Origin of the sequence: Companilactobacillus alimentarius DSM 20249, assembly GCF_002849895.1 — a bacterium.
Classification (GTDB): domain Bacteria; phylum Bacillota; class Bacilli; order Lactobacillales; family Lactobacillaceae; genus Companilactobacillus; species Companilactobacillus alimentarius.
The window spans coordinates 1-20,737 of sequence record NZ_CP018868.1 but is presented as its reverse complement, the minus strand read 5'-3'; the positions used below and the strand labels follow the sequence as shown (position 1 = coordinate 20,737).

19 protein-coding genes and 5 pseudogenes are annotated in these 20,737 nt (G+C 39.1%); 18 read left to right on the top strand and 6 right to left on the bottom strand.

The window, feature by feature from the left end:
• From LA20249_RS11365 to LA20249_RS11355, 3 genes are all read left to right on the top strand, one after another.
• Window positions 1–804, top strand: a complete 804-nt coding sequence (locus LA20249_RS11365) for an IS3 family transposase (protein ID WP_101836924.1) — start codon at window positions 1–3, stop codon at window positions 802–804.
• Window positions 805–1,064: 260 nt separating this feature from the next.
• Complete coding sequence (locus LA20249_RS11360; protein ID WP_057738135.1) at window positions 1,065–1,394, top strand: MazG nucleotide pyrophosphohydrolase domain-containing protein; 330 nt, start codon at window positions 1,065–1,067, stop codon at window positions 1,392–1,394.
• A gap of 96 nt (window positions 1,395–1,490) precedes the next feature.
• A complete protein-coding gene (locus tag LA20249_RS11355; protein WP_057738138.1) occupies window positions 1,491–2,549 on the top strand; it encodes a baeRF6 domain-containing protein in 1,059 nt (352 codons plus the stop codon).
• A 149-nt stretch (window positions 2,550–2,698) separates the two neighbouring features.
• Here the strand turns inward: LA20249_RS11355 and LA20249_RS11350 are convergent, their stop codons facing one another.
• Window positions 2,699–3,949, bottom strand: a complete 1,251-nt coding sequence (locus LA20249_RS11350; RefSeq protein ID WP_056945266.1) for an ISL3 family transposase — start codon at window positions 3,947–3,949, stop codon at window positions 2,699–2,701.
• A gap of 178 nt (window positions 3,950–4,127) precedes the next feature.
• Between LA20249_RS11350 and LA20249_RS11345 the strand changes: the two genes are divergently transcribed.
• Entirely contained in the window at window positions 4,128–4,487 is a 360-nt protein-coding gene (locus LA20249_RS11345) for a hypothetical protein (RefSeq protein WP_057738140.1), read from the top strand.
• Here LA20249_RS11345 and LA20249_RS11340 read toward each other — a convergent pair.
• Window positions 4,474–5,261, bottom strand: a protein-coding gene (locus LA20249_RS11340; RefSeq protein ID WP_101836923.1) for an IS5 family transposase whose coding sequence is annotated in 2 segments (ribosomal slippage) — window positions 4,474–5,003 and window positions 5,003–5,261 — 789 coding nt in all. Because the reading frame shifts where the segments join, the coding sequence is not laid out codon by codon here. The genes LA20249_RS11345 and LA20249_RS11340 overlap by 14 nt on opposite strands.
• 205 nt (window positions 5,262–5,466) lie before the next feature.
• Between LA20249_RS11340 and LA20249_RS11335 the strand changes: the two are divergent.
• A pseudogene (locus tag LA20249_RS11335) lies at window positions 5,467–7,194 on the top strand (DEAD/DEAH box helicase family protein); the annotation flags it as partial.
• Between the two features lie 60 nt (window positions 7,195–7,254).
• On the opposite strand, the gene LA20249_RS11330 reads toward LA20249_RS11335, so the two are convergent.
• Entirely contained in the window at window positions 7,255–8,430 is a 1,176-nt protein-coding gene (locus LA20249_RS11330) for an IS256 family transposase (protein WP_057738164.1), read from the bottom strand.
• A 282-nt stretch (window positions 8,431–8,712) separates the two neighbouring features.
• On the opposite strand from LA20249_RS11330, the gene LA20249_RS11325 reads away from it, so the two are divergent.
• Window positions 8,713–9,984: an ISL3 family transposase gene (locus LA20249_RS11325; protein ID WP_057738193.1), complete on the top strand. Its 1,272-nt coding sequence runs from the start codon at window positions 8,713–8,715 to the stop codon at window positions 9,982–9,984.
• A 284-nt stretch (window positions 9,985–10,268) separates the two neighbouring features.
• Here LA20249_RS11325 and LA20249_RS11320 read toward each other — a convergent pair whose 3' ends face one another.
• Window positions 10,269–11,474 carry an NAD(P)/FAD-dependent oxidoreductase gene (locus tag LA20249_RS11320; protein ID WP_057738166.1) on the bottom strand — a complete coding sequence of 402 codons (1,206 nt, stop codon included), beginning with the start codon at window positions 11,472–11,474 and terminating at the stop codon, window positions 10,269–10,271.
• 421 nt (window positions 11,475–11,895) lie between these two features.
• Between LA20249_RS11320 and LA20249_RS11315 the strand changes: the two genes are divergently transcribed.
• From LA20249_RS11315 to LA20249_RS11285, 7 genes and pseudogenes are all read left to right on the top strand, one after another.
• Complete coding sequence (locus LA20249_RS11315) at window positions 11,896–12,489, top strand: recombinase family protein (protein WP_034528490.1); 594 nt, start codon at window positions 11,896–11,898, stop codon at window positions 12,487–12,489.
• A gap of 96 nt (window positions 12,490–12,585) precedes the next feature.
• The gene (locus LA20249_RS11310; RefSeq protein WP_010010267.1) at window positions 12,586–13,392 is read left to right on the top strand and encodes a ParA family protein; all 807 of its coding nucleotides are present in this window, start codon (window positions 12,586–12,588) and stop codon (window positions 13,390–13,392) included.
• A gap of 13 nt (window positions 13,393–13,405) precedes the next feature.
• Complete coding sequence (locus LA20249_RS11305; protein WP_002825834.1) at window positions 13,406–13,654, top strand: ribbon-helix-helix domain-containing protein; 249 nt, start codon at window positions 13,406–13,408, stop codon at window positions 13,652–13,654.
• Between the two features lie 606 nt (window positions 13,655–14,260).
• Window positions 14,261–15,339 (top strand): annotated as a pseudogene (locus LA20249_RS11300) (replication initiator protein A).
• Window positions 15,340–15,565: 226 nt separating this feature from the next.
• On the top strand, window positions 15,566–15,847 hold the full coding sequence (locus LA20249_RS11295; protein ID WP_010014831.1) for a type II toxin-antitoxin system RelB/DinJ family antitoxin: 282 nt from the start codon (window positions 15,566–15,568) through the stop codon (window positions 15,845–15,847).
• A 46-nt stretch (window positions 15,848–15,893) separates the two neighbouring features.
• Entirely contained in the window at window positions 15,894–16,079 is a 186-nt protein-coding gene (locus LA20249_RS11290) for a hypothetical protein (RefSeq protein WP_010620892.1), read from the top strand.
• Window positions 16,076–16,756 (top strand): zeta toxin family protein, encoded by a 681-nt coding sequence (locus LA20249_RS11285; protein ID WP_010012556.1) that lies wholly within the window; start codon window positions 16,076–16,078, stop codon window positions 16,754–16,756. Before LA20249_RS11290 ends, LA20249_RS11285 begins: the two co-directional genes overlap by 4 nt.
• Here the strand turns inward: LA20249_RS11285 and LA20249_RS11280 are convergent.
• Window positions 16,746–17,024, bottom strand: a complete 279-nt coding sequence (locus LA20249_RS11280) for a hypothetical protein (protein WP_041095822.1) — start codon at window positions 17,022–17,024, stop codon at window positions 16,746–16,748. The two genes, LA20249_RS11285 and LA20249_RS11280, sit on opposite strands and share 11 nt — an antisense overlap.
• A 22-nt stretch (window positions 17,025–17,046) precedes the next feature.
• Window positions 17,047–17,255 (bottom strand): annotated as a pseudogene (locus LA20249_RS11275) (hypothetical protein).
• 265 nt (window positions 17,256–17,520) lie between these two features.
• Between LA20249_RS11275 and mobQ the strand changes: the two are divergent.
• From mobQ to LA20249_RS11255, 5 genes and pseudogenes are all read left to right on the top strand, one after another.
• Window positions 17,521–18,309 (top strand): annotated as a pseudogene (gene mobQ, locus LA20249_RS12110) (MobQ family relaxase).
• A gap of 56 nt (window positions 18,310–18,365) precedes the next feature.
• Complete coding sequence (locus LA20249_RS12105) at window positions 18,366–19,580, top strand: nicking enzyme TraA protein (protein WP_418236102.1); 1,215 nt, start codon at window positions 18,366–18,368, stop codon at window positions 19,578–19,580.
• Between the two features lie 83 nt (window positions 19,581–19,663).
• Window positions 19,664–19,972 carry a hypothetical protein gene (locus LA20249_RS11265; RefSeq protein WP_082272744.1) on the top strand — a complete coding sequence of 103 codons (309 nt, stop codon included), beginning with the start codon at window positions 19,664–19,666 and terminating at the stop codon, window positions 19,970–19,972.
• A 38-nt stretch (window positions 19,973–20,010) separates the two neighbouring features.
• Window positions 20,011–20,625 (top strand): hypothetical protein, encoded by a 615-nt coding sequence (locus LA20249_RS11260; protein ID WP_020967646.1) that lies wholly within the window; start codon window positions 20,011–20,013, stop codon window positions 20,623–20,625.
• 1 nt (window position 20,626) lies between these two features.
• Window positions 20,627–20,737, top strand: a pseudogene (locus LA20249_RS11255) (CagC family type IV secretion system protein); the annotation flags it as partial.

The following is a 20,737-nucleotide window of genomic DNA, read 5'->3' as shown; positions in this document are numbered from 1 at the left end:
ATCTTTGATTACATTCACCAAGAAAGCCATCACCACCAGGTAACCAAGATGTGCCGAATCCTCGGTGTTTCCAGAGCTCAGTATTATCGTTATCGATCCCCCAAACCTTCAAAACGCCGGGCCGAAGATGCAGACTTGAAACAACGGATTCTGCGGATCTTTGCGGAATTTAAGCAGCGATACGGTGTTATGAAGATCCACCATGAATTGAATCTGGAACTTCAACCACTGCAGCTTTGGTGCAGTCCACGACGGATTTCCCGGCTCATGAAGGAACTGGATATCCACTCCGTTACCGTCAATAAGTGGAAAGCGGCTTCGGCTTCCAAAACCAAGGTTGAACAGCGTCCCAACTTGCTTAAGCAGGATTTCTCAACCACTTGTTTAAATCAAAAATGGACCGCTGATATGACCTATATTCAAACGAAGCGTAATGGCTGGTGTTACTTATCAACCATCATGGACCTGCACTCACGACGGATTATCGGCTATTCGTTCTCAAAAAAGATGGCTACTGATTTAGTCTTAAAGACCCTTGAAAGCGCGGTTAAAAATCGAACCATTACTGGGGACCTGATTATCCATACGGATTTAGGATCACAGTATACCAGCGATGATTACAATCAACGTTTAACTGAACTACATATCCGCCACTCATACAGCCGTAAGGGTTGTCCGTATGATAATGCGCCAATGGAATCCTTTCACGCTTCCCTCAAAAAGGAATGTGTTTATCCAGTGCCGGTCTTTGAAGATTATGAAACTGCCGCTGCCGTCCTTTTTGAATATGTGCATGCTTTCTAAAATAGGAAGAGAATTCATAGTTCACTGGGCTACCAGACCCCCTTACAAGTTGAAATTGCAACACTTACGAGCCAAATGGCCGCCTGATTTAATGCTTTCCAGGGTTCAAATAAGTTATTAATCGCGATTAATGATTTATTTGAGCTGTGGAAGGTAAACGCGGTTCTGAATGTCTCTTAAAATCTGTCTCAAATATTGACTTCAATCCACAATCATATAATTAAAAGCACTACGATAATAATATCACGGAGGAATTGTGGATGAATTTAAAAGATCATGAAAATTGGTTAGTAGACTTTTACAAACAACGAGATTGGTATAAGTACACTCCTCCAGTTAGGCTAAATTATTTGACCGAAGAGGTTGGTGAACTGTCAAGAGCAATCCGTTCAATTGAATTCGGTCGCGATCATCCAGGTGAGCGCAAGCTATCAACCTATGAAAAGTTTGATAACTTAAACGAAGAACTTGCAGACGTCATTGACCAAGTACTGATAATTTGTAGTCAATACGACATTGACCCCACATCCTTAATGGAATATAGCGAGCGGAAGCTAAATAAACGTTTCGAATCAAATCAAGGTGCTTAATGGAAAGTTGCTACGGTAGGCATCAGACTCATTTGACCCTCCCTACTCACTTTTTTGTTATAATAAAGTTATACAAACAAAGGGAGCGTGACATAAATGACAAAACTAATTACACTGAAAAATTTGCTGAAGACACTGACTCCGAATGAAGATGTACTCACCTTGAGTATTAATTTAAATAAATTAAAATACCAACAAGATGAGCGTCTGCACTTAAAGAGTGCGCTTACAGAAATTAAAAAATATTCTATGGAACACCCTGAATTAAACTATAAAGAGCTTGAACGTCAGGTAGACAACTTGATTGATCAGAACCTACCATACCAAGGGATAACGTTATTCATTCAAGGTAATACTTTAGAGTTGTTCGTTTTACCACGGACAACTGTTGACGAAGTAAAGTTAACAATTAGCAAATCTCCCGACTTACTATCTATTTTACGTGAGCAACCAAACAAGATGTATTACTTGTTAGCGTTAGAGGGAACATCATTCAGACTATTCAAAATTGTTGATAAAACAGTTGCACCCGTGAAATTAGATGCAGACGCCCCAACCGACCTAGTGGAAACATTAGGATCAGAAAAACGTGGTGGTGAACTTAACTTTACTGGTCAAGGTGGTTCAACAACTTTCCATGGCCACAATGAAACAAGCAAGGAAAAACAGATTGATTTAGAGCGTTACTACCGCGAAATCAATAAGTATCTGGTTGAAACTATTGACTTAACTGTTCCAATCGTCTTAATGGGATTACCTAAAAATCTGGCATTATTCAAACGAATTTCAGAAAAGCTGTCTCTATCTGAAATTCAAATTAGCAAATCCCCAACGGACTTAACAAATGCCCAAATTGAAAAGACCACTAGCAACGAAATCAGTGAACAAGAGGTTGAAACAATCACTGACGATGTTGCTGCCATTAATAACAAGCGGGTATTAACTGACACAGCTGAAATTGACCAAGCAATTGATACAAACCAACTAAACAAGCTGATTGTTAACGTTGGTAACCTATCCAATAGCGTCGATGACCACCTATACAATGACATCAACCGAATTATCTCTCGTGCCTTAAAGATTAACAGTCAGGTGGTTGTTCTTAAACAAGAAGAACCACAATCACCAGCCTTATTGGAAGCAACAACTTATTAATCGAAAAGCTCACAGAGCACGCCTAAACGGGGCTGTTCTGTGAGCTTTTTGATGACTTGCGAAAACCACCAAAAAATAATGGCTCTAAGTCAAATCGTATTGGTGAGACTTTTTAGAGCATTTACCACACCATTTATGGTGTGGTTTTTTTATGCGATGATAAGTCTGATCCTCACAAAGAAGTTATGGAGATTCCGGAACCCATAGCAGTTATGTTTAAGCTTTTTGATCTTTCCAATCAATCCTTCAAGAGGACCATTGGAATATGGCAATTCGCAGCTGTTGACTAGATATTTGTAGTTGTTCTTAAAAGTGGTTATAGCAGTATCCATTGAGCTCCCATTGTTTTTATATTCTTGCAATGTTTGCTTAAGCAATTCAGGGTCCTTAGATTTTATTGAACGTAGAACGTTCTGGTAAGTCTGGTATACATCTTTGAATACTGGATCGGCATCAAGACCAATGTCTACAAGATTCTGTTGAGTCATATACTCGTTGATACCAAAGATATATCTAATGTTGGCTTGATCCAATTCATCATCAAATAAGTGGAACATCCGCCATTGGCTTTTAAGAGCTTTGTATTCACGAGACTTTTTGTCACTGAGACTATTCAGTACAGACAAACGTGCTTTATCCAGCGCTCTTCCGACCAGTTGAACGATATGGAATCTATCAACGATTATCTTTGCGTTTGGGAATAATCTTCTTATGACACCTTGATAATTGGCATTCAGGTCTATCGAGACTGATTCGACTTGTTGTCTCTCAGATAATGAATACTCTCTTTTAAAGTGTTCGATTATCTTCATCGAAAGACGATTGGGCAAAAGGGTGATCATTTGGTGAGAGTCTGCATCGCAAGCTATAAAAGAAAACAAATGATTGGCAGACCTGAACTCATCGATGCAGATATTCTTTGGTAGTAAACGTGCTCTTTTAGGTAATTGAAGTCTGCCATATATCTTTCTGGCGACTGTGCTAGCAGATATCCCCAGCATCATAGCGATGGATTTGAAGGTAAAGGATTGTTTTGCCAAAAGTATGATCAGTTGATCTATTTGACGAGACATTGATTGATTCTTTTCTACCAGGTTAGTATGTGCTCCACAAGTCGTTTTACATGATCTACACAAATAGCGCTGCTTCCAGAGTTTCAAATGATATTCGGAACCGTTGAGGCTGCCTAAGCGGACATTGGTTTCTCTAGCTCCGTTCTTGATCAAGCAATCGAACCCGCAATTAGGACATTTCTTCAAGCGATACGATAATCTTCCTTCGATGACCTTGATATGGAGCTTTTGACTGCCACGGAATATCACTTTGTCATTTGAATTTAAGATATCGATATTTGTGTCTGTTATATTTAGAAGATTTAAGATAGAATTTAATTGGGGCATCACAGTATCTCCTTTGTACGATTTGGTTTGGTTGCTTAAATCATAACATTGGACTGTGAGGTCCTTTTTGTATGCCCAAAAGAAGACAATAAAAAACTGGCATTGGCTTTCACCAATACCAGAAAGTTTAGACCCAAAATAATAAACTAAGGGTCTATTATTTTTTGGAGAGTCAATAATGAAAAAGCTGATATTTTCAATCTGGGCAATTGCCCTGTTAATCATCGCAGGTACCCTAACTGTACTCGCAAGTAAAACAAATTCCGACACTCAGTCTAACCAACAATTAGCACCCCAAACTCAAACCAAGCTAATCAATATCGCAGATAAAGCATTAACAAAACGCGAGGCAAAGCAAACTCGAATCGTCTATGTTGGCAAAGTAGTCAGACATCACCAGAAGTTCTATTTACTTGCTGGGATCAAACGCCAGACTGGTAAACGCGTCTCAACAAAACCAGATTCAATTTGCAATTTCTTTATCAACGAAAGTTTTAAACTAAAAGCAATTTCTAAGAAGCTGTCTAAAATCTCTTAAGTAATAGTGCTAAAAACGCTAAAACGACCATTTGCAGACTGGTGGTTAATTGACGCTCACAATTTTTCCAAAGTCGCCGACAATTCTCTAGCCAACTAAAAGATCGTTCGACTACCCAACGTTGGGGCATGACTTCGAATCGATGCAACTCATTGCGCTTCGCAACCTGCACGGTTGCGTTTAAATTACTGGCTACATCGAGCTGAAAATTAACGCCTGAATAACCACCATCAACTAAGACATTTTGAACCTGGCGTAAATGCATGGCATGTAAAGCGATCATTGCACTGGCCCCGTCTCGATCAGAGACGTTCGCTCGCGTCATGTGAATGGCCTGCGGAAAGCCATTGATATCAACTGCCAGATGGCGCTTAATCCCCGAGATTTTCTTACCAGCGTCGTAACCTTTGTTTTCAGCAGTAGCGGTGTTTTTGACGCTCTGAGCGTCAACGATAATAAAGGAAGTTAAAGCTGAACGTCCTTGGTAAGTTCGCCGAGCAATGACAATTTTTTTAAAACTTGTTCCAATAAAGAATCAGCCGTAGGCTCAGCTTTAGTTGACCAAATTTTGTAATAGTTGTAAACTGACCGCCATTCTGGGAAATCACCGGGGACTTGACGCCATTGGCAACCGGTTTTCAAGACATATAGGACCGCACAGAAGACCTCGTAGAGGTCATATTTTCGAGGCTTAGTTCGCTTACGAAAATTTTCTAAAGCTGGTCGAATTAATTCAAATTGTTGCCGAGTAGTATTGCTGGGATAATTTTTCATAGCTTAAACTCGCTTTTTACATAGAAGTATATCAAAAATCATAGATCTTGGACAGCTTCTTAATAATTAACCTTCCGTTTTTTTGATGCTTGTCTATTTGGCTTTATTTGTATCCTAGCTATATTAAATTATGAAGCCTAAACGCTAATCTGTTCGCGTATAATAAACTAGTGAGTAATTTAAAGGTGGGGGAAGGAATGTTTTTATGTTGGAACTGTCATTTGAAAAAGAAGTTGTTAAAACCTTAACGACTGGAAGCAATCAATGGGTGGAACGCAAAGACCTGTATGGTGCGACGCCGGATCAATTATGGGCTAATTTTCGTGATAAATTAAATAACAATAATTATGCTAAATTGCAGGGACACCCTTTAACTGATACCGAATTTAATCAGGTTAAACGGGCGATTGAGGTCCGGACACCTTACGAAGCAGCTAAGTTACTAGCCGCCGAAAATGGCATTGGCAAAGTTGAAGTTGAACGTGATGATGCTAAGCTGGGCACGGTGACGCTCGAGTTGTTTTGGAAAGCGGACGTTGCTGGCGGTAAATCTAGTTATGAAGTGGTACGGCAAGCAGTGCGACCACGGTTAGCTGGTACTCAAGATGTCGATCCTGATCGCCGTTTTGACGTAACCTTATTAATTAATGGGTTACCCTTAATTCAATTGGAACTAAAAAAAGCCACGGTCGAACTTAACCAGGCTTTTAATCAAATTGAAAAATACGCACAGGAAGGTAAATATACGGGAATTTACTCGCTGTTGCAAATGTTTGTGATTATGACGCCGGATAGTACGGCGTATTTTGCGAATGCCGAACCGGATCATTTCAATAAAGCCTTTTTGTTCAATTGGCGAACGCGGGATAATCACCCCGTGGAAAACGGCTTAGCGTTTACGCGCCAAGTCCTTAATATTCCCATGGCCCACAAAATGGTCAGTGAATATACGGTCATCGACCAAGAACGTCAGAGCTTAATTCTCTTACGGCCTTATCAGATTTATGCGATTGAAGCCGTGATGCACCGAATTCATGACCATCAAGATGGCTTTGTTTGGCATACCACGGGTTCTGGTAAAACACTCACCTCATATAAAACCGCTAAATTAGCTGCGCAAGATCCTGGTGTCGATAAGGTCATCTTTTTAGTTGACCGGCGGGATTTAGATGAACAGACAACTAGCAACTTTAGTGCCTATGCTGCCAATGACGATATTGCCATTAACGAAGCCCAAAATACCGGTGATTTAATGCGTAAGTTGCAACAAAATGACGGTAAGGTCTTGGTCACCTCGATTCAAAAGCTCCATCGGGCGGTCAAAAAAACGCAAGCCCAGCTGGCAACCGGTAAGCAATCCCGCTTTAGTAAGACTTTAAAGCAACGGGTGATCTTCTTTGTTGATGAAGCCCACCGGTCGCAATTTGGTAAGATGCAAAAGGAAATTCGGGCAGCGTTTGTCAATAGTAATTGGTATGGTTACACCGGCACCCCCATCTTTAATGAAAATAAGAAACAGCTCAAGGGTGATCTAGCGGTCACGACTGAGGAGCTATTTGGTAAAGTCTGTCACGTTTATAACTTGCGAGATGCCTTAGAGGACCAAGCCGTGTTACCGTTTAACGTCGAACATGTAACAACAATTGGCAAAGATACGTTAATAACCCGGGCCCTCGAGAAAGAAACCCAGCGCGTCAAAGCACGTCGCGATAAGCAAGGCCGCCTGCTGAGTACAGCTGATGAAGCAAAAATTCAAGCCAAGATTCAAGCGATGTCAGTCAAGGACTTGGAAGAAACGTATTTAACTCCGGCTGACTTTGAGACCGATGAACATATTAACCAAGTTGTTCAATATATTTTACAAAAAGGCCCGCGTAAAACCAGCTTGGGGCATGGCAACTACAATGCGATTTTGACCACCAGTTCCATTGAAAGGTAGCGTCAAGAATCTTGTGTAAATGAAATGCCTTCGTACATATAATATGTATCTAACTTAAATAAATGATGCTTCCAAGATGTCCTGGAGTCCTTTGAACCCTCGGTGGATCCGCTTCAGAGACTTCTCGTTATAAACATTAAACTGAGAAACCAGGAAGCGATCCAGTGAATCTTCCGTTGGAAATTGTTCTTTGTGGTGGGTGGTGCGCTTGAGATGCTTATTAAAGTTCTCAATCAGGTTAGTGGAGTATAGTGATTGCCGGATAGCTGGTGGAAAGTCCATGAAAGTGAGTAAATTCGGCATTTTAAGCAGATCTTTGATTAATTTGGGATAGGTCTGATGCCAGTTGTTGGCGAACTCATTCAGTTTCAGTTCGGCTGCTTCACGGTTGGCGGCCCGATGAACTTGTTTAAAGTCACTGATCACGGCCTTGCGGTCTTTTACGCGAACTTTGTTCATCAGATTCCGCCCAACATGAACCAGGCAACGTTGTCGTTTGGCTTTAGGGAAATGCCGATTCAAGCCTTCATCCAAACCAACTAACCCATCGGCCACAAACAACAGCACATCTTTAACGCCCTGCTTGATCAAGGTTCCCAGCAGTTCAGTCCAGATTCCAGTCGATTCCGTTGGCGCCACTTGGTAGTTCAGCACTTCTTTCGTACCATCTGGACGAATGCCAATCGCAATATGAACGGCTTCTTTTTGAACGGTATCCCGCTTTAACTGCAAGTAAGTGGCATCTAAGAAGATGGCCACATATTGTGAAGCCAGTCGACGTTGCTGGAAAGCTTGAACCTGTTCATTGACGGCTTTAGTCATGTTGGAAACCGTGGCTTTGGAGTAGTGAGCACCGTACATTTTCTCAATGAGTTCGGCAATTTCAGCAGTGGTAATTTCCTTGGTATACAACTGAATGACCGTTGTTTCTAAATTATCACTGTGCCGACCGTAGGCTGGCAAGGTATGATTTTCAAACCGGCCATTGCGATCTCGAGGAATGGTTAAGTTAAGTTGGCCGTACTTCGTATCAAACGAGCGCTCATAACTGCCGTTGCGGTTATTACCAGTGTTAATCCCAGCGTATGAGTAGCGTTCGTAACCCAAAAACTCTGCCAATTCGGTTTGAAGCAGCTGGTTAATCGCAATTTCGAGGTGGTGACGAAAAACTTCGTCCAAATCTTGCTTTTGGGCTAGTGCAGCGATAATTTCTGTGGTAAGTTCATTCATGGGGAATGCCTCCTGTGATGTTTTCTGTGGTTACTAAATATCATAAGGGAAGGCATTCCCTATTTCTATACAATTCAGAAATCTTTTATGCATTTACACAAGATATTTTACGCTCTCACAAAAAAACGGCTGTACGATAAATAGAGTTGATAGGCATTTTGCCATCAACTCTATTTTTGTATACCATTTATTAATAAAACTATTTTAGAACATCAAAAAGACACCATCCATACCTTTAGATGTTCTACCCTCTACAGCTTCACAATGAAAGGAATTTGAATGATGTCCCTAAGTAATAAGTCTATACGAAACGCTCTTGAAATGAAAGATGAGAATATTATCTTTACTGAAGACCCAAAATTTATGTTAGTTAATGGCATCAAGTCCTTAGTCTATTTTGCAATGCTAACTAAACAGATTGACCGTTGTCTTAACTGTGGCCTTGCAGGCCACTTAGTTAAGAATGGATTTAATAAAAATATGATAGTCGTTCCATCATTATCATTACGTCCAACGTATATAAGTCTGAAACGTCAAAAGTATAAATGTAAATCTTGTAACTCTATCTTTGTAGCCAAAACTAGTTATGTTTGGGAATATTGTCAAATCGCACAACCTGTTAGACAAATGATCTTATCAGAAACTGCTTTTAATACATCATTGAAGGATATCGGCAGACGTTTTAACGTCTCCGATAAGACCGTTCAACGTATCATCGATGAAGAAGCCAAGATGCACAAGAAATCACTTCCTGAACATCTTCCTAAGCACATGGCATTTGATGAATTTATGTCTACTGACAAAATGAGCTTTATTTGGTTAGATAGCGATAATCATCGTACGGGTGATATCTTGCCCAGAAGAACTTCATATCAAATCAGTAAATACTTCAGTCGATTTCCTTTGAAAGTCAGAAGACAGGTAAAAACTATTTCTTTGGATTTAAATGCCGGATACATTAATTTAGTACCAAAGTTGTTTCCAAAGGCCAAAGTCGTTGTTGATAGATTTCATATCGTTCAGATGATGAATCGTTCTCTCAATTCAACTAGAATACAGGTAATGAAACGAATGCCTAAAAGAAATAAAGAATACTTGTTCATGAAGAGAGATTGGAAAAAATTCTTGGAATCATTCGATTCCATCGAAAAGATAAACCCTAAGTATCAGTACAGTGTTGGTTATTATGAAACGGATCTAAATTTAATCACAAAGTGTTTAGATTTGGACGAAGGTTTCGCCAAGTCCTACGAAGTATATCAAGATATTTTAAAGGCTATTAGAACAGGCGATACTGATACAATGAATCAGATACTACTCAATTATCATCCACTCAATACCGCTATGGATCAAACAATGACATCATTAAGAAAATATCGTAAACAAGTATTAAATGCACTGAAGCTTAAATATTCCAACGGATTTTTAGAGGGAATCATTGGAAGAACAAAAAAGATAAAAAGTAGTGCCTATGGATATCGTAGTTGGAACAACTTTACTGAATGTATAAATATTCAAATGTTTTGGCTTCGAGCAAGCTCATCAGCCAAATAAAAAAACAGCTAGACCATTTATGGTCTAACTGTTAACTTGAACCGCCATCAACTTGATTTGACGAACAGCCGAAAACAAAAGGCATGACTCCCTGCGAATACAGGGAACATGCCTTAGCAGTTTAAAAATATTCAATTTTGTCTAACTTTTGTGTTGCACTTCATGCACTTTAAAATGACTCAAGGCTAGTTTTTATTTGCTACTGAGCCATCGTTAATGATGGCCATTTTGTTCTAAAGTACATTAGTGATGACGCAATGATTCACCGATATCTCATCCAGATACTAAGCTTTCTTCTCTCGAATGGAGCCCACCAGATCATCTGTAGCTGGAGCGTTCGCAAGCAATGCGCGAACATCATCAAGATTCACCTTAACATTCCAAACTAAAACACCAACTAACTTATCGGTATCTATGAAATAGACAAGCGATCCATGCGTTCGCCGATCAAAAATCAATTGCAATTTAGGATCAATATTACCGATTGCTTGCCAGGAAATATAAAAAATCATGGAATAGAAGTATGGGGTATGCTGATAGCTCATGTGAGCACCTGCCATATTACGGCCAACTAATTCACCAGAAAGTCGGGCATGGTCCACGTGCTCAATCCGTTGCCGACCCAAGATGTGATCTGGATAAGAGGCAATATCTCCAGCAGACCAGATGGCTGGGTCACTAGTATTGAGATACTCATTAACTTTCACACCACCATCAGCTAAATCCAAACAACTGTCTTCAGCTAAACTAATCCGCGGCGTAACGCCTAACCCAACAATGATCGTATCGGCTGCGATCACCGTACCATCCTTTGTCAATAGAGTCAAGTGGTCACCTTGGCGTTGATATGATTGGACAAACTGACCACTCATCAGTGTGACACCATTGCGTTTGAACGTGGCTTCATACTCAGTCCGAATAGGCTCAGGAAATTTACCCTCACCCAGCGCTTTTTCTGGAAAAATCATCGTAACTTCAGTCTCATTTTGGGTCAGTGACGATGCGAGCTCTGTACCAACATATCCACCACCAATGATCACAACTCGCTTGTTCGGACCACTAAATTTACGTAACTTGCGATAATCTGACCACTGTCTAAAGACTAGCACATGTGGATCAGAAGGTCCCTGGATTTGTCTAGGTTCTCCGCCAGTTGCTAGCAATAGCTGTTCATACTTGATTTGCTCACTATCGTCCAATGTAATGACCTTATCTTGCCGATTAATAGCCGTAACCGTTGTCTTGAACTTAAAAGTCACATTGGGATAATTTTCAGCACCAATCTGAATGTTCTCTTCAGTAAATTCATCATCTAGCCATAGTTTTTTACTCAGTGCCGGTCGTTCATATGGGACATCCGCCTCTTGCGAAATAATTAAGATCTCACCCTCTGAATCTTCCTGTCGAATTCCCTTGACGGCATAGCCAGCAACCACTCCGCCACCAACAATGACGTATCGATAGCTGTTTGTCTGATCCAAATCACTCATCTAATCGCCTCCATAACTTTACTTTTTCTAGGATCATTGTAATATAAAAACGCCATGATTCGAAAAATAACGCTCAGAATTGTCAATCGTTGCTTGCCTTTATCAGAATAATAATTTTATTTACATACTGCTACAAAGCTATCAAATATCACTATGATCCAGATTTAGAATTGCGGATAACACAGCATAAAATAATATTATTTTAATTAAAAAACCTCAATTTTTAAGGTAATCATTTTTGATTTTAATTTGAAGTAACAATATTCGAAGAGTTGTCATTTTTCTTGGTCATTTCTCGGATTTTAGTGGAGTTAGAAGTTTCAAGTGGTCCGCTCTGCTATACCCTAGTGGCCTTTTTTGATTCTGTGCTATACTAGGAATTACAAATGTTCATTAGAACTGTCCAAAAGGAGAACTGGAAATGGCTAAAATCGGTTATGCGCGTGTGAGTTCCAAGGAGCAACATTTAGATCGACAGTTAGCGGCTTTAAAAGACGTTGATAAATTATTTACGGATAAATTAAGTGGGGCTAACACTAATCGGCCAGAACTGCAAAAAATGCTGGCCTATATTCGTGAGGGTGATATTGTCCTGGTCACTGAACTAGATCGCTTAGGCAGAAACAACCAGGATTTAACTCAGATCATGAACTCCATTCAAAATAAGGGTGCCACCCTAGATGTGTTGAATTTACCGTCCATGACGGGGATTGCTGACCCCAATTTACGTCAACTCATGACCAATCTCATTATTGAACTGTATAAGTACCAGGCTGAAAGTGAGCGTAAGCGGATCATTGAGCGTCAACAACAAGGGATTTCTCTGGCCAAGCAGCAGGGCAAATATCATGGACGCAAACCCCAATACACCCAAGACGATCCCCGCTTGCAACATGCTTTTAAACTTTATCAGGCAGGCATGAGTGATGTAGATGTTGCCCGTAATACAGGGATTAAACGGACGACCTTTATCAGATATCGCAAAAAATATAGAATCTTTAAAAATGAGCTTTAAAAATGAGTTAATTGTCAGCTTAATTATTTAATAAATTGTTTGTTTATTTATTTGTCTACTAATGATATAATTAAGCTAGATGAAGGAGGTATCAAGATGAAGATTATTACTTTTACTGCTATCAAGGGTGGTGTTGGTAAAACAACCTTGACTTTAAATTATGGTGATTGGTTAGCCAAACATGGTAAGAAGGTTCTATTAATAGATTTAGACCATCAGTGCAATTTAACAACCGTTTTTGAAAAAACACGACGAAACAATACCATCGCTGAAGCGTTTAAAGAAAATGACAATGCTCAAAAAGTAAAAATTGACAGTGTCGGACCGAATCTAGATTTAATAGCCGGTTTTATAGACCTAGATGTTTTAGGAAGTTATCTAGAAAATAACAGTAACAAAGAAATGATGTTGTTCATGTGGTTTAAAAACAACTCCGATTCATTAAGCTTAACCGACTATGACTATATCTTAATTGATACGCACCCAGATTTTAGCACCATCACTAAAAACGCTATTGCTATCAGTAATTACCTGCTTAGTCCCATTACACCCAGTGAACATGGCTACAATGCCAAGTTTGACCTAGAAACACGACTCGAAAAATTCAGAAAATCACTTTTTGACTATCGAACTGGCGAAACTTACGTTGACGCAAAGCTTTTCTTTATCGGTAATATGATTAGACATAATACAAGCATGTCTCGCGATTTGCTAAAACACATAGAAGGCGATGAAACAGTCGCAACTATAATTCCTGAAAGAGAGCTCTTTAATAAAGCTACTGCAAGGCACGCTTCAATATTTGAATTAGCCAATCATGATGAATCCATTTTAAAGCAAAATCAAAAGTTCATAGAACACGCCGATCATCTTTTTCAAGAATTAGCAAATAAAACCAAGTAAGGAGAGTTAGATTATGAGTTTAGATTCATTCAACCATAAAAAAGACGAAGAAATGAGAGAAAGTTACGAAACTACATTGAAAGACAACAAGAAAGATGCAGTCGCATTTTTGAAAAATATCAGCCGAAAGGAAGTAGAGCGTAAGCGATCTGTGACCTTCTCAATTACTGAAAGTCAACTTAAAAAAATGGATACGGCTGCCCGAAAAAACGGATTTAAAAATCGTTCAGAATTCTTAGCTTCAATCATAGATGCAATTTAGCAGTTAAATAAATAAATAATTAATCAAACAAGTAAATACGCAATTTGTTCGCTTGATTAATTTGTGATTAGGTAAAAACTAGTAAAGTGCACTAAACCAAATACGGTTGCCTGTAGGTAAGCGCTATGCTAGACTAAGATTAATTTAACAACCGAATAAATAGATCAAGCTAAACAGAAAAATCCCCGATTCACGAGGAATCGGGGATTTTAGGTTTAGCAAGTAGCTAATAGCGAGCTACTTAGATTCAGACGATTTAGACCGCCAAGTTAAAATCGTCTGAACATTGTTCTTAATTTGTAGGTTAATTATACCGCAAACCAGTCCTATGGGACAAGTGAAGGATAGTTAAAAACAAATTGAATCCAATGGGCTAAGTGGCTAACCAATGCTATTTAGTCCATTTTTGTTGTTAGAAATTAAAAAAAGTTGCCGTATGGGCAACCCAGAATAGACACATGCCGGTGAATTTACAAAGCCGATCACGTCCAATGTTCGCTTTGTAATTCAGTTAAAGCATATCAGATTTGTATTTTAAAACAAGTCAGATGTTTTAGCAACTCTCTTTAAGACGACGTGTGTCAGTTAAGAAAGGGAGCTTTTATTATGGATCAATCAAACTTCAACTTTACAAATGCTAAAAGGGCCTATGAAGTAAAGTTTTACGCTTTGCCGCAGATCTTACTCCAAGGGGAAAAATATAAGGATCTTAGCGATAGTGCCATTTTACTTTATTCGGTGTTACGCGATCGTCTAAGTTACTCACTAAGCAATAATTGGGTTGACGAAAATAACAACGTATATTTCATATACACAAACAATGAACTAAAAGATTTACGAAACTGGTCAAATAATAAAATCAATAAGATTAAACACGAATTAATGGACGCGAACCTTTTGTATCAAAAACATATGGGGTTTAATCCAAGATCAGGCAAAAACGAACCAAATAGATTATATTTGGCAGATTTGGAAGTAACAGCAAAAGACGTTTATATTAAGCGAGAGCCATTAAAATCGCCTGAACCCCTTGGTACAAGCGGACTTCTCAAAAGAGAAACCCGCATGATACCGTTGAACCCCTTGGTACAAGCGGACTTCTCAAAAAGAGAAACCCGCATGATACCGTTTCTGATACGTCTGAATCCCTTGGTACAAGCGGACTTCTCAAAAAGAGACAAGATCTAGACTATACTAATAATTTAGATACTAATAGATACAATATAGATACTCAAAAGTTGGACTTTTCCACAGCCCATTTTTCACCAGCAGAACTAGAAACCCAAAACCGAGATTTGGTGACCCATGCTAATGACTTCTTAACTGATGAAGACAGTGGCTTACCGGTTTTCTTAGAACCCGAAGCTGTGCAACTACTTAGTTTTTGGTGCCGTACCCCGCAACAAATGCGCCGGTTTATTGGTATCATCTTGAATGCTAAATATCGAGTTGAAAAGGATCATCAGGACATTGGCGTCATAATTCCACTTGATGATGAGGAACTGAAGCCTTTGATGACTAAAGCCTTGAGACGCTACTTTAACGCCCTTAGAAGCAATGAGAAGCACATCAAGAACGTGGAAAACTACTTGTACGGCACCATGCAAAACCTATTTGGCGTTTGGTGGAATAAACAAGCGGCTAGAGAATATGCGGCCAAACACCCTAACGATGAGCGTGCTTAAAACTAAAAAGCTATATAAGGCCATTTAAGCTGTTTTAAACAGATAGAGCATAATTATATTAAACGAGTTTTAAAATGCGCTTACGGGCACTTTAGGAACGTTGTATAAGTGCCATTGCGGAAAGGACAGCAAACTTAAATTCACAACTTTTAAAGAAGCAGACTAATTGAGATGGTACTCAAAGATTAGTATAATGTGAGTAGTAATAAAGGGGGGCGAGAAAATCATGGCAGTTAAGGAAAAGAAACGCGTACAAGTCCAGATTGACAAAGAATTGGCAGATAATACCGAAGCCGTTTTAAGCCAGTTAGGTCTAAACCCAACTACCGCGATCAATATGTTTTATAAGCGGATCGTAGCTGACGCAGCATTACCGTTTAAACCAGCCCTGAGCGAAGCCGAAAGAGCTAATTTAAGCCTTTTAAAGGCTACCAAAGAGACACCAGTAACAGAGTTCAAAGACGCTAAAGAAGTCGCTGATTGGCTCAATGATCCAGATGAGGACTAATGGCTTATCAGATTAAATAAATTAATAACTGGGAAGTGTGATGAACATGAAAGATACAATCACAATTAATGACTTTTTTGAAATTGCCAAAGAAACTGATTTAAAAGATTTACTTGATAAGTCATTACATGAGCCAGATCCAGAAAAGCGCAAAGTATATGACGCTTTATATACCTACTTTTTAGATAAAAGGCAAGATGAGGTTATTAAGCGAAAGGACTTTGTCCGTTGATAGATAAACCCCAATATATAATTGTTGCTGGTATTAACGGAGCAGGAAAAAGTACGCTATACGATACATTTCCCATCTTGTTTGACAAAACAAAACGGATTAACGCTGATGAACTTTTAAGACAAATGGGTGGCGATTGGCATAAAGATAGTGACAACTTAAAAGCCATGAAAGAAGAAATCAAACAACTACACTATGCTTTAGATCACCAGCAAAGTATTCACGTAGAAACAACACTGGCAGGTAGAGGCAAAGCTCAACTCAATTTGATTGACAAAGCTCACAAAAATGGCTTTGAAGTGACTTTATTATATGTTGCTTTGCGAGATGAAAATTTAGCTATCCAAAGGGTCAACGAACGGGTACAAAAAGGTGGCCACGGTGTTCCAGTAGCAACGATCAAGAAACGTTATCAGCAATCCAAACATAATTTGCCATTAGTGGCCTTTAAATCTGATAAGGTCATGATCTATGATAATAGCGAAAAGTTTACCTCTGTTTATGCAAGAGAGAAGGGACAAGTTTTTAAGAACGATTTGAGGCATTTTCCTTGGATAAACCAAAATATTACTTATCCAGAAAAGGTGCAAAAGCAGTTACAAAATTTTGCAGATCAAAACCCAGAAGTAAAGCCTAAAAATGATCCAGAAAATAAAAACGATCGGCCTAGTTATTAGGTTGATCGTTTTTTAATTTATCCGGTTTATGGGCGTTAACATAGTCAGCAAATATTTTTAAAAGTTCTTCGGTTTGTTCGACCGAGAGGTTATCAGCTTGAAAGTATTTTTCGAGCAAAGCCCCTTTTTGAATTAATCGGCGAGAACGGGCTTTGCGGGCTTGCCGATTTTCATAGTATTTAGATTGTCGTAATTTAAAATCTTCTCGCTCAATTTTTTGTTTTAAACGCGCTTGCTGCTCGACTAGTTTTTCATATTGATTAGACATGGAATTTCCCCATCTCGTATGGCTAATGATCTACGGACTTTACCTTTAAAAATTCAGAAAATTGCTTGGCTAAAAGCTTAATCTGATCGTTAGACAAATTAGCATAATCTAAATTGGCTTGACTGATGATTTGTTTACCTAGCCGTTGTTCAATCTTATTTTTTCGTCCTTAATTTTTTGATTAAGGGCTTTTAATTTAGATTCTTGTTTTTCTAAGTTACTTTGAGACATAACGATCCCTCCAATCATATTAGAAATAATCACCGACACTATATCATAGGGAAACGTTAAGTCAAAGTATAAAAGTTGAAATAGCGAAGCGGAAGGCATACACTAAGTTAAAGATAAGAGAATCAGAAGACCGAGTGAAACGAGGTCAATGCGCACTTACACGTCATCTTTGATGACGTTGTGCTAAACCCATTAAACCTGTATTAGAAGTCGCCGATGGCGACAACAAGTCAAACCCATAAACTCAAGAAAGGTGGTGACCGACATGGCAATTTTTCATATGAGTTTTAGTAATATTAGTGCTGGTAAAGGACGAAGTGCGATTGCCAGTGCCGCTTATCGAAGTGGTGAAAAGCTATTTGATGATAAGGAAGGTCGCCACTATTTTTATGCCCGATCGATCATGCCAGAAAGCTTTATTTTGACGCCAAAAAATTCACCTGAATGGGCGAGTGATCGAGAGCAGTTGTGGAATGAAGTTGAAAAGAAAGATCGTAAATCAAACTCACGGTATGCAAAAGAGTTTAACGTGGCTTTACCGGTAGAATTAAGTGAATCCGAACAGAAAGAATTACTGACAAAATATGTGCAAGAAAATTTTGTTGATGAGGGCATGGTAGCCGACGTGGCAATTCATCGCGACCACCCAGGTAATCCGCACGCTCATGTGATGTTAACCAATCGCCCATTTAACCCCGATGGTACTTGGGGACAGAAAACAAAAACGAATACATTTTAGATAGTCATGGTAATAAAAACTAAGACCCCTGCAGGGAATGTGAGAAACCGAAAAATTTGGTTGGTTGATTGGGATAAAAAAGAAAAAATCAATCAATGGCGGCACAATTGGGCGGTTAGTGTAAATCAAGTTTTAGAGCAAAAAAATATTCCCGATCGGATCAGCGAAAAATCATTTATCGAGGAGGGAATAGATGATACACCAACTCAACATGAGGGAATCAATAGTAAGCGGCATGAAAGAAAAGAATTTAACCAACAAGTTAAGAACTATCGTAAGTCCAAAGCTGGCTATAAAATAACCAAGAAAAAGTAATTAATAGAGGTCATTTAGATAGCCTAAGTAAACACTTCTCGTTTAACGAGAAAAAAGTGGTCAAAGAGTTAAGCCACGAACTGAAAACTTATATTAGTTTGGAAAGTTTAGATGATAAGCGGCGCATGCTATTTAATTGGAAAAACAGTACCTTAATTAAGCACGCTGTTGGTGAAGATGTCACTAAGCAATTATTGACGATTAACCAACAAGAAAGCTCACTCAAAAAAGCAGATGAACTCTTAAATAAAGTGGTTGATCGCACGACTAAAAAACTTTATCCAGAGCTTGATTTTGAACAGACAACCGCGGCTGAACGACGGGAATTAATTAAGGAAACCGATAGCGAACAAACAGTTTTCAAGGGTAGTGAATTAAACGAACGTTTAATGAACATTCGTGATGATTTGTTGACCCAACAATTATTGACCTTTACTAAGCGGCCATACGTTGGTTTTAAGTTATTAATGCAACAAGAAAAGGAAGTCAAAATCGAGCTTAAATATACGCTGATGATTCATGATGATAGCTTAGAAAGTCTAGAACACGTTGATCAAGGTCTACTAGAAAAGTATTCACCAACCGAGCAGCAAAAGATTACTCGCGCAGTCAAAGAATTGCGAACAATCATGGCCGTTAAGCAAGTCATTAAAACGCAATACCATGAAGTATTGAAAAGGGCCTTTCCCAAAGGCGATTTAGATGAATTACCAATGACTAAACAGGAACAAGCCTATACAGCCGTGATGTACTATGATCCTGCTTTAAAGCCATGTCAGGCTGAAACAATTGAACAGTGGCAAGCAAATCCACCACAGGTGTTCAGTCCCCAAGAACATCAACAAGGACTAGCTTATTTATCGGGACAGCTTAGCTTAGATCAGTTAGAAAATCATCACTTACAACGGGTTTTAAAGCATGATGGCACTAAACAACTCTTTTTTGGCGAATGCAAAGCCGATCCGACGATTAAGAACAGTCAGATCGAGAAAATCCAAAAGCAGTTAAAAGGGCAACAAGCCAAGGACGACCAGTACAGAAAAGCAAATATGGGGCATTATCAACCGCTAAATTATAAGCCAGTTAGTCCAGCCTATTACTTAAAGACGGCCTTTAGTGATGCGATCATGACTGTTCTATATGCTCGTGATGAAGATTACCAACGGCAAAAGCAAGAACGTGGACTGAAAGAAACCGAGTGGGAAATGACGAAAAAGCAACGGCAACACCAAACTCGAAACCGGCATGAAGATGGGGGCATGCACTTGTAATCTAAATGTAAAATTAAATGAACACAATGAGTACATTTAGCGATATAATAGAGCCATAGGTTAAAGAAAGGAGGGTAAAAGATGTGTCAAAAGAAGAATGGTATAACCTTGGTCAAGCTAGCCAAAAGTTAGGCCGCAGTCGTTCTTATGTAAGTTTATGGCTACGCCGTCATAAGGGCGAAGTACCCAAAAATATGATTATGGAGGGTGGCAAAAGCAAACTAATATCAGCACAAGGAATTGAATGGATCAGAGATCACATAAAAAAAGAGGGCGTCCTCGTCAGCAATAGTAGTGCTAACGGGGATCAGCACCTAGAATCGCAACTTCTAGGTGTCACCCTCCTAACAATCCATTTTACCGGGCGGGTTAGGGGAAAGCTAGTTGTTTAATATTTCTAACCCAACAAACAATATAAGGAGGTGATCCAATGAAAGTAGAAAGCTGGCAGGGCATTAATGGCAAGCTAATTCATAATGGCCAGAAAGCTATCGTGGTTAAAGACGAACAAGAATTGGCGGATCAAGACAAGTTACAAGACCGATTGAAACAGGAAGGTAAACCAATTGACGAGGTACGGAAAGCATTAATCAAAAATACCGTTAAGCGTCAGATTAAGACCGACCCATTAAAAATCAGTAGTTGGTTTAATCGTCATCAAGACAGCAAGAACGCCAAAAAAACTGAAAAGCTAGTTAGTGATAAGCCAACTCATCAATATAAGCAAATTAAAAATGAAATGACCTTTTTTGGTGAAAGTTTTTTAGAAGGCTTTCTTGGTTTTTATGGGTTGGAAGTTGATAACGCATTAGGACGTTACGAACATAATCTACATGTTTTGGAAACGCAAGAACTTGGTCAGTCTGAAAAAGAATACTACTTAGCCACAAGTGAAAATGGTCGCGTCAAATTAGCCACTGATCCGTTACCAAGCCAGCAAATTGCCGAGGAACAATTGAACAAGTTCTATCAGCGTGAACCAGAAGAAACGCAAGCAGAACAAATTCAATTACGAACATCAGAAGACGATAGGAAGGAGGAATAACATGAAGTTCAGCAAAGTAAAAGCGTTAGCAACTACTGGAGCTACTGCGATTTATTTGGGCTTGATGAACGCCCAGGTTGTTTTTGCCGCGGACGGTGGCGAAGTTAAAAGC